Source organism: Pelagibius sp., assembly GCF_028289705.1.
Taxonomy (GTDB): Bacteria; Pseudomonadota; Alphaproteobacteria; order Kiloniellales; family Kiloniellaceae; genus Pelagibius.
Map to the genome: position 1 here is coordinate 1 of NZ_JANQOI010000083.1, position 9,032 is coordinate 9,032.

The window sequence follows — 9,032 nt, forward strand, 5'->3', positions numbered from 1 at the left end:
GCCCTCCCTTTCCGATTCTTGATGCGCTGGGATCACTTTCGACTTACGTCGAACCGGTTCCGGCCCGCACCCCCTCCCGGCCACCCAATGCGATTATCCTCGTGGGTGGCCGGGAGGGGGTGCGGGCCGGCGCCGCCAAAACAAAAAGACCCTAAAGAATACTTGTCCGCCGCAATGCGGCCCGTGCCCTTACCCGGCTTTGAGCTCGACCGCCTGGGAGCCCTTGGTGAGCTGATAGACGCCGCGCTGGCCGGGAATGACCTCGAAGGAATCACAGATGCCCAACACGGTTTCCGCCCCGCCGAGGTAGAGGAAGCCGTCATCCGGCATGATCTTGGCGATCCGGTCGAGCACCTTGCCCTTGGTTTCCTGATCGAAGTAGATCAGCACGTTGCGGCAGAAGACCACGTCGAAGCGGCCCAAGGCGCCGGGATCCTCCAGCAGGTTAAAGGGCTTGTACTTCACCATCTGCTTGATCTCGTCGCTGATGCGCCACTTGTCGCCCTCTTGGGTGAAGTACTTCATCAGCAGGGTGATCGGCAGACCGCGCTGGACCTCGAACTGGGAATAGAGGCCTTCCTGGGCCTTGCTCAGGATTTCGTTCGAGAGGTCGGTTGCGACGATCTCGAAACTCCATCCGGCTAGCTTCGCCGCTTCCTCCTTGAGGATCATGGCCAGGGTGTAGGGTTCCTGCCCGCTGGAACAGGCGGCGCTCCAGATCCGAACCTTCTTCTGGGTCTTGCGCGTCTCCGTCAGGTGCGGCAGGACCACGTCCTTGAACTGGTCAAAGGGCCTGTTGTCCCGAAAGAAGAAGGACTCGTTGGTCGTCATCGCTTCGGTGACATCGACCAGCATGCGCTCGTCGTTCTTGGCACGCATCTGCGAGATGAGATTCTCGAAGCCGTCCAATTCCCACTTGCGGGCAACCGGATTGAGGCGGCTTTCCAGCAGGTAAGCCTTCTCCTGCGTGATCACCAATCCGGAGCGCTTGTAGAGCAGCTCCGCGATATACTCGAAGTCGTTCACATTCATGCCGCAGACCTCATGACCAACTTGCGGACCCTCGGTCCGATTTCCTTGAGCGGAAGTACCTCGGTGCAAAGACCGCTGGTGGCGACCGCCCCCGGCATACCCCAGACCACGCTCGTCGCCTCGTCCTGCGCGATCACCGAACCGCCGGCCTCGACGACCTTGGTCGAACCTTTCTGACCGTCGCTGCCCATTCCCGTCAGGATGATGGTCAGCAGACCGGCGCCGTAGATCTCCGCCATGGACCGCAGCATCGGGTCGACTGCCGGACGGCAGAAGTTCTCGGGCGCGTCCTGGTTGAGGGAAATCTTGTCGCCGCCGTCGCCGCGCTTGACCACCATGTGGTAGTCGCCCGGCGCCAGGTAGATCCGGCCCGGTTCGACCGCTTCGCCGTCGACGGCTTCCTTCGTCGGCACCCCGGTGGCGCGCCCGATATGCTCGGCAAGCAGCGTGGTGAAGGTCGCCGGCATATGCTGGGTGATGAGGATCGGCACGCCCACCTTCGGCGCCATGTCGCAGAGCACTTCCAGAAGGGCCTGCGGGCCGCCCGTGGAACTGCCGATGGCGATCACCCGCGGGCAGAGCAAAGGTGCCTTGCGCAGCACGACGGTCCGCTCGCCATAGAGACCGCCACCGGTCTTGGCTGGTGCCCTGCCGGTCGTCTTGCGGCCGGAGGGCATGTTCTTGCCGTTCCGGGCCGCGCCGGCCAGTGCCTTGGCCTTCTCGATCAGTTCGCGCTGAAAGACCTGAGCCGAGGTCAGCTCGCTCGTCGAGCTCGGTTTGGTCACATAGTCCGCCGCCCCCGCCTGCAGGGCCCGCAGGCTGATCTCCGCGTTCTTGCGGGTCAGCGTGGAGGCCATGATCACCTGAAGGCCAGGCTTCGCGGCGAGCAGCTTCGGCAGGGCGGTCAGACCGTCCATCACCGGCATCTCGATGTCCAGGATGACGACCTCGATGTCGTGGCGGTCCAGCGACTTGATGGCGACCTCGCCATTGCCGACCGATGCGACGACCTGGAGGCTGTCGTCAGCCTCCAGCGAACGTGTCAGGAGTCCGCGGATGACTGCCGAGTCATCCACCACCATGACACGGAATGGATCGCCGTTTCCGGAATTGGACCTGGAGTCCGTCATCAAATAAGACCTACCTGAGCGAATTTCGATTCGATGATGTCGCTGTCGAAGGGCTTCATGATGTACTCGTTCGCCCCGGCCTCCATGGCCTGGCGAATGTGGTTCATGTCGTTCTCGGTCGTGCAGAACACCACGACCGGCTGCTCGGAACCGCCCAGGGCTCGCAGGTCCTGAAGGAACTCCAGCCCGTTCTTCACCGGCATGTTCCAGTCCAGCAGCACCGCGTCGGGCATACTGCGCTGGCAGGCCTCAAGAGCCTTTTGACCGTCCTCGGCCTCTTCGGTGCTGAAGCTCAGACCCTCCAGGATCTTGCGCGCGACCATGCGCACGACCTTCGAGTCATCTACGATCAGGCAGGATTTCATTTTGTCGCTCCAACTTTCTCAGCGGTTGCAGGCCGCGGCAGCATTCGTTGTTCCCCTGAGCCCCGTACCCCTACGCATCGCAGGCTCTCTTAAGCGGCTTGAACCCGCTCGTAATCCAACAGCCGGTTCACGTCCAAAACGACCAGCAGCTTGTCATCAAGGCGGTAGATGCCGACGGAATAGTCGCGGATCTTCGGATCCAGGGTCGGCGGGTTGCGCTCGAAGGCCGAACCGTCCAGGGCCAGAACCTCACCGACCGAGTCGACCATGAGGCTGTAGAGCTCGCCATCATGCTCGGCGACGATGCTCATCGAAACGCTTTCCCGCCTGGACGGCAGGCCGAGGCGAAGACGGACATCCATGGCCGTGACGATACGGCCGCGCAGATTGAGCGATCCTGCGATCTCCGGCGGCGCCAGCGGGATGCGCGTGATGTTGTGGGCGCTCAGGACGTCCTGCACCTTCAGAACGGGAATGCCGAAAAGCTGGTCGGCAATGACGAAGGTGACGAAATCCTCGGTTTCCGCGAAGGCGCCGTCCTCAGCGCCCTGCTCAGTCTCGGCCGAGTTCTGTTCGCCGTTGCTCATGCCGCACCTCTCAGGTCAGTAAGCGTGTCTTGCAGGGTGTTCAGCAGGGCGTCTCGATCCGTCTTGGCGACGTAGTCCTTGAAGCCCGCATTCCGGCCGCGTTCCAAATCGCTCGCGTTGGTGAAGCTGGAGAGCGCCACCATCGGAACATCCGCCCAGCGGGAGTCGCTGGTGACTTTCTTGGCAAACTCGAAACCGTCCATGCCCGGCATCTCGATATCCGAGATGATGACATCGAAGTCCTCGCCCGCCTCGCAGAGCTCGAAAGCCGCATCGGCCGATTCGGCACAGACCACTTCGTAGCCGGAGACCGTAAGCAGCGGCTGCAGCAGGTTGCGGAAGAAGGGGCTGTCGTCGACCAGCAGAAGACGCCGGCCGGAGCCCTCCTCCTCCGATTTGCCGCGCTCCGCGGCAAACCAGTCGTGGAACGCCTGGGTCAGGTAATAACCGGCATCGATGACATCGGTGGCCTTCTCGCCGATCACAGCGGTGCCGATGTAGCCGGCACGGTCGGAGGACAGCTCGATGTTCATGCGATCCTCGACGATGTCCACGATCTCCTTGACCACGAGGCCCATGGTGCGGTTGCGATCGACGAAGACCAGAACCGGCTGGCGGCCCTCGCTTTCGAGCTGCTGGCCGGGCTCCATGAGGATCAGCGGCATAAGCTGGCCGCGATACTGAACGACGTACTGGCCGTTGGAGAATTCGACCTGTGCCAGGTCGATCTCCTCGAGACGCGCGACCAAGGCCAGGGGAACCGCTTTCGGCGTGTCGTCGACGGCCCGGAAGACGAGCATGGCAACGCTGTCGCCACGGCTTGCCGTGCTGCGGTCCTTGACCGCGTCCTCGTTGCCCTCGACCACCGAGATCTCGCCGGTGGACGCGGCAATGCCGTTGGGATCGAGGATCATCACGACGCTGCCGTCGCCGAGGATCGTGTTGCCCGAGAAAAGCTGGATGTCGCGCAGGATCGGCGCCACCGGCTTGACCACGATTTCCTCGGTGTCGAAAACGCGGTCGACGATGATGCCCATCGAGTAGTTGCCGATCTGGGCGACGACGACAAAGACGTCGTCTTCCTCCTCCGGCCCGGCCGCTGCCGCCTGGGAATCGGCCTCGCCGGCATCGGCCGCCGGGACCTGCTCGGCGGCGGTCTCCGCTGGCGCCTCGGCCGGTGCCTCGGCCGACACCTCGACCGGCGCCTGGACGGGCTCGGCCGCCGCTTCTCCACAGCGCAGTCCCGCCGCCTTCTCAAGCTTCAGCAGGTCGCGCAGATTGACCAGCGGCAGCAGGCGGTTGCGCAGGCGCAGGACCGGCGTGTCGTTGATGCGCTCGATGGTGTGCTCGGTATGCGCAGAGGCCCGCACCAGCTCGACGACCGAAAGCTGCGGGATGGCGAAGCGCTCGCAGGCGCATTCGACGATCAGCGCAGAGACGATGGCGAGGGTCAGCGGGATCTTGATGACGAACTTGGTGCCGCGGCCCTCGACCGAGGTCAGCTCGATCGTGCCGCCGATCTTCTCGATGTTGGTGCGCACGACGTCCATGCCGACACCGCGGCCGGAGACCGAGGTCACCTCTGCGGCGGTCGAGAAGCCGGCCTTGAAGATGATCTGCTGGATCTGCTGTTCCGTCATCGTTTCAAGGTCGGCTTCTGTCACCAGGCCGTTATCGATGCACTTCTTCTTGATCTTCTCGCTCGAGAGCCCCTTACCGTCGTCGGAGATCTCGATGATGATGTGACCGCCCTCGTGGAAGGCGTTGAGGATCACGGTACCGGTTTCCGGCTTGCCCGCGGCCAGGCGGTCGGCCGGCTCCTCGAGGCCGTGGTCGGCGGAGTTGCGGACCATATGGGTGAGCGGATCCTTGATCAGCTCGAGCACCTGGCGGTCCAGCTCGGTCTCCGCGCCCTTCATCACCAGGTCGATCTTCTTGTCGAGTTCATGGGCCAGATCGCGGACGATACGCGGCAGCTTGGCCCAGGCATTGCCAATCGGCTGCATGCGTGTGGCCATCACGCCTTCCTGAAGCTCCGAGACCACATGGTTGAGGCGTTGGAGCGGGGCGGCGAACTCGCTTTCGCTCTGGCTGCGCAGGATCTGCAGCAGCTGGTTGCGCGTCAGGACCAGCTCGGAGACCATGGTCATCAGGTTCTCCAGCACGTCGACGTTGACGCGCAGCGATTGGTTGGCGACGGAGCCTTCCTTCTTGCCGTCGGCGGCAGGGGCAGCCTCTTTCGCCTTCGCCTTGGCCGGCGCGGGTGCCGGCTTGGCAGGCGCTGGCTCGGCCTTCGCTTCGGGCTTGGACTCGGCGGCCGCTGCGGGAGCCTCCTCAGGCGCGGCTTCCGCAGACGCATCCTCCGCCTTCTCATCGGCCTCCGCCGCTGCCGCCTCGGCAGCCAGTTCTTCGGGGCCCTTCGCGGCCTGGAAGGCGGCTTCAAGTTCGTCCAGAGAGACCTCGCCGCTGTCGCCGCCGGCGGCATCGCCGGGCGCCTCTGCGGCGTCAGCCTCGGCCGGCTCCGCCGCCGCTTCAGCGGGCGCTGCGGCGCTCTCCTCAGCCGGGGTCGCGGCGGCCGCACCGCCGCCGTCGGCAAAGGCGTTCAGCCGCGCGATGAGGTCGGTGTCCTCGCCTTCCGGCTCGGCTTCCGTGGCCTCGAGCTGTTCGAGCAGGACGCGGATCTGGTCGATGGACTCGAGGATCAAGGTCACCGCCTCGGGGGTCACCTCGATTTCGCCGTCACGGACCTTGCCGAGAACGTTTTCACCCGCATGAGCCACGCTCTCAAGGCGCGGAAGCCCAAGGAATCCGCAGGTGCCCTTGATGGTGTGCATCAAGCGGAAAATATTCCCGAGAAGCTCCTGGTCATTGGGGTTTTGCTCGAGCTGCACGAGCTCGACATCCAACTCCGCAAGGCTCTCGTTGGTTTCGGTCAGAAATTCGCTTAGCAGATCGTCCATCGTCGCAGTCCCACTCTTGCCCGACCCACGGGCATCCTGTAGGGGCATAGACGCTTGCTGACCCTTGCCCCCAGAAAGACGACGAACAGTGACAAACAGAAATTAAGATCCCCTTACCCACGCTGCGCCTAACCACGCGGAACCCTTGAGAAAACTCTGGTGCGGGGCATTTGTGGCAAGTCGGAGCCAAGCCCGGCCAAGGGGTTGCCTCGACAATTTGATGTGGCCAGCCGTACGGAATGATTAGATCATTTCCCGTTGCATGAGACTGCTTCTCACTTTCAGGATTGTCCGCTACTCTCCGTCGGTTCCCCCGGCGTGATCGGCCGGCAGCGCCGCTTTGAACGCGCCACCCGTCCCCTCACCCGGCCCCTAACACCAGGACGCTTGCAGCAAACACCGTGAACAGGCCCGCCTCCCCGACGCCCCCCATGGGGCCGACCCCGCCGATTTCGGAAACGGCGGTTCTGGCCCTGCCGCCGCGCCGTGCCGGCCGACCGTTGTCGGGGGTGGGGTCGCCCAGAAGCTGGGGGGCGCTGACCTGGATGTCCGCCGTTCTGGCGGTGCTGTTCTTCATCCCGATTCTGGGCGTCCTGTTGAGCCTCACCCAGCCCAGCGGGGAGACCTGGAATCATCTGGCGTCCACGGTGCTGCCCCGCTATCTGGTCAACACCGCCGTGCTGGTCCTCGGCGTCGGCCTCGGCGTTCCGATCATCGGGGCGGGGACGGCCTGGCTGGTGACCATGTGCCGCTTTCCCGGGCGGCGCGTCTTCCAGTGGGCGCTGATCCTGCCCCTGGCCATGCCGGCCTATGTGATCGCCTACGCCTATACCGATTTCCTGCAGCCGGCGGGGCCGCTCCAGAGCCTGCTGCGCGAGCTGACCGGCCTTTCCTATCGGGAATACTGGTTCCCGGAGGTCCGCTCGCTGGGCGGCGCCGTGGCGATGCTGATCCTGGTGCTCTATCCCTACGCCTATATGCTCTCGCGCACGGCGTTTCTGGATCAATCGATCTGCGCCCTGGACGTCAGCCGGACCCTGGGTTGCGGGCCCTGGACCAGCTTCCTGCGGGTGGCCCTGCCGCTGGCGCGGCCGGCGATCGTCGCCGGAACGGCCCTGGCGCTGATGGAAACCCTGGCCGACTATGGCACCGTCTCGTTCTTCGGCGTGCCGAACTTCACCACGGGGATCGTCCGCGCCTGGATCGCCTTCGGCGACCGGACCACCGCCGCACAGCTTGCCTCGGTCCTGCTTATCTTTGTGTTTCTCGTGCTGTTCTTCGAGGCGCAGAGCCGCCGCCGGGCCCGCTTCCACCAGGCGACCAACCGCTATCAGAAGCTGCAACGCCATCGCCTGCGGGGCCTTGCCGCCGCCGCAGCCTTCATTGCCTGCCTGCTGCCCCTCTTTCTGGGCTTCCTCCTGCCGACCGGTGTGCTCTTCTCCATGGCGCTGGAGGCCGGCGACCAGCAATTCGGCAAGCGCTACTTCGATCTCGTCGGCAACAGCGTGACCCTGGCCGCGGTCACGGCGGTTCTGGCGGTGGTCCTGGCGACCCTGATGGCCTACGCCCGGCGCCTTCAGGGCGGGTGGCTGGTCAGCACCACAAACCGGATGGCGGCGATGGGCTATGCCATCCCCGGAACCATTATCGCCGTCGGGGTTCTGATTCCCTTTGCCGCTTTCGACAACGCCCTGGACGCCTGGCTGCGCGCCAATTGGGGCATCTCAAGCGGCCTGCTGCTGACCGGCAGCATCACCGCCTTGGTCTTTGCCTATCTCGTTCGCTTTCTGGCGGTTTCCCTGAACACCATCGACAGCGGACTGTCCAAGATCCGTTTGTCGATGGACGATGCCGCCCGCACCCTGGGGGCCCGTCCCCTGGCCGCCCTGCTGAAGGTTCATGCGCCGATCATGTGGCCCAGCCTGCTGACGGCAGCCCTCATCGTCTTCGTCGATGTCATGAAGGAACTGCCGGCGACCCTGGTCATGCGGCCCTTCAACTTCGATACCCTGGCCGTCCAGGCGCATAACTTTGCTGCGGACGAACGCCTGACCGAGGCGGCGACCCCTGCCCTTACCATCGTCGCAGTCGGCATCCCGCCGGTCATTCTGTTGAGCCGCGCCATCGCCCGCGGCCGGCCCGGCCAAGGAAGCCGGACAGTAAAGGACGAAATCTGACGCCCTTCGACCGGCCGCGGTGTTCCAACGATAGGCCGCACCGTTCAGGGACCGGCGCGTCGCTCCGAAACGAAACCGGGCCCCGCCGAACGGCGGGGCCCGGTGTGTGCCGGAAAGTGCCAGCCCGTCTGGCTGGAGATCAGTTCCAGCCGACGGTGTCGTAGATCTTCTGCGACTTGGGCTGGTTTTCGCCATAGACCGCCACATTCACCGGATCGGTCTTGAAGCCGCCGAGCGACTTGAGCGTCGGGTTCGGCTCAACGCCGGCGGCAACCGGATACTCGTTGTTGCCGTCCGCGAAATAACGCTGCGCCTCCGGGCTTGCCAGGTACTCCAGGAACTTGATGGCGGCTTCCTTGTGCGGCGCAGTCTTAAGCACGCCGCCAGCGGAGATATTCACGTGGGTGCCACGGTCACCCTGGTTGGGGAAGACGACGCCGATCTTGTCGACCAGAGCCTTCTCCTCCGGCTTCTTCATGAGGCGAACGAAATAGTAGGTGTTGCCGACGGCAACGTCGCATTCGCCGGCGCCGATGGCGCGGATCTGATCGGTGTCGCCGCCGACCGGATCACGGGCGAGATTTCCGGCCACCGCCGCGGCCCACTTCTGAGCGACCGCTTCGCCTTTGTGTTCGATGATCGAGCTGAGCAGCGACTGCATATAGATGTTCGAGCTGCTGCGGATGCAGAGGCGGCCCTTCCACTTTGCATCTGCCAGATCCTCATAGGAGGTGATCTCGCCGGCCTTCACCTTTGTCTTGTCGTAGTAGATGACGCGGGC

General features: G+C 64.3%; 7 protein-coding genes. 1 reads left to right on the forward strand and 6 read right to left on the reverse strand.

From position 1 onward, the window contains the following. Positions 1-189: 189 nt before the first annotated feature. The 5 genes from Q0996_RS09905 to Q0996_RS09925 form a co-directional block, all read right to left on the reverse strand. Complete coding sequence (locus Q0996_RS09905) at positions 190-1,032, reverse strand: protein-glutamate O-methyltransferase CheR (RefSeq protein ID WP_299618378.1); 843 nt, start codon at positions 1,030-1,032, stop codon at positions 190-192. Continuing rightward, the gene (locus Q0996_RS09910) at positions 1,029-2,162 is read right to left on the reverse strand and encodes a chemotaxis response regulator protein-glutamate methylesterase (protein ID WP_299618381.1); all 1,134 of its coding nucleotides are present in this window, start codon (positions 2,160-2,162) and stop codon (positions 1,029-1,031) included. Before Q0996_RS09910 ends, Q0996_RS09905 begins: the two co-directional genes overlap by 4 nt. Further along, complete coding sequence (locus Q0996_RS09915; RefSeq protein ID WP_299618384.1) at positions 2,162-2,527, reverse strand: PleD family two-component system response regulator; 366 nt, start codon at positions 2,525-2,527, stop codon at positions 2,162-2,164. Before Q0996_RS09915 ends, Q0996_RS09910 begins: the two co-directional genes overlap by 1 nt. Positions 2,528-2,616: 89 nt before the next feature. Next, the gene (locus Q0996_RS09920) at positions 2,617-3,114 is read right to left on the reverse strand and encodes a chemotaxis protein CheW (RefSeq protein ID WP_299618387.1); all 498 of its coding nucleotides are present in this window, start codon (positions 3,112-3,114) and stop codon (positions 2,617-2,619) included. After that, positions 3,111-6,074: a chemotaxis protein CheW gene (locus tag Q0996_RS09925; protein WP_299618390.1), complete on the reverse strand. Its 2,964-nt coding sequence runs from the start codon at positions 6,072-6,074 to the stop codon at positions 3,111-3,113. The genes Q0996_RS09920 and Q0996_RS09925 overlap by 4 nt, the downstream gene beginning before the upstream one ends. Before the next feature lie 545 nt (positions 6,075-6,619). Between Q0996_RS09925 and Q0996_RS09930 the strand changes: the two genes are divergently transcribed. Further along, positions 6,620-8,251 carry an iron ABC transporter permease gene (locus Q0996_RS09930; RefSeq protein ID WP_299618393.1) on the forward strand — a complete coding sequence of 544 codons (1,632 nt, stop codon included), beginning with the start codon at positions 6,620-6,622 and terminating at the stop codon, positions 8,249-8,251. Between the two features lie 139 nt (positions 8,252-8,390). Here Q0996_RS09930 and Q0996_RS09935 read toward each other — a convergent pair. Beyond that, on the reverse strand, positions 8,391-9,032 hold a 642-nt coding region (locus Q0996_RS09935), incomplete at its 5' end, for an extracellular solute-binding protein (protein WP_299618396.1).

Excerpts from the sequence above, each read along its gene's own strand:
- Q0996_RS09905 (WP_299618378.1), bottom strand. The coding sequence starts at position 1,032 with ATGAATGTGAACGACTTCGAGTATATCGCGGAGCTGCTCTACAAGCGC.
- Q0996_RS09910 (WP_299618381.1), bottom strand. The coding sequence starts at position 2,162 with ATGACGGACTCCAGGTCCAATTCCGGAAACGGCGATCCATTCCGTGTC.
- Q0996_RS09915 (WP_299618384.1), bottom strand. The coding sequence starts at position 2,527 with ATGAAATCCTGCCTGATCGTAGATGACTCGAAGGTCGTGCGCATGGTC.
- Q0996_RS09920 (WP_299618387.1), bottom strand. The coding sequence starts at position 3,114 with ATGAGCAACGGCGAACAGAACTCGGCCGAGACTGAGCAGGGCGCTGAG.
- Q0996_RS09925 (WP_299618390.1), bottom strand. The coding sequence starts at position 6,074 with ATGGACGATCTGCTAAGCGAATTTCTGACCGAAACCAACGAGAGCCTT.
- Q0996_RS09930 (WP_299618393.1), top strand. The coding sequence starts at position 6,620 with ATGTCCGCCGTTCTGGCGGTGCTGTTCTTCATCCCGATTCTGGGCGTC.